Here is a 229-nt window from a genome sequence, read left to right as displayed (position 1 = left end):
GTCGGCCACGCGCTCACCGGCGCTGCGCTTGGGCGGCTCGGCGACCTTCAGCGTGGCCAGGCGCGGGGCGACATCGACGCCGAGGTCGGCCGGCTTGACGGTCTCGAGCGGCTTTTTCTTGGCCTTCATGATGTTGGGCAGCGTGGCGTAGCGCGGCTCGTTCAGGCGCAGGTCGGTGGTCACCACCGCCGGCAGCTTCACCGACAGGGTCTCGAGGCCGCCGTCGATC

Annotated in this window: 1 protein-coding gene; it reads right to left on the bottom strand. The window is 70.7% G+C overall.

Annotated features, from left to right (window positions below; all coding sequences use genetic code 11):
* A partial coding sequence (locus C667_RS24175) for an electron transfer flavoprotein subunit beta/FixA family protein (protein ID WP_004394093.1) occupies nucleotides 1-229 on the bottom strand: 229 nt, incomplete at both ends.

It is taken from the genome of Thauera phenylacetica B4P (genome assembly GCF_000310225.1).
Taxonomy (GTDB): Bacteria; Pseudomonadota; Gammaproteobacteria; order Burkholderiales; family Rhodocyclaceae; genus Thauera; species Thauera phenylacetica.
Note: the sequence above shows the minus strand (reverse complement) of the source record. Positions and strands in the feature narration are given on the sequence as shown.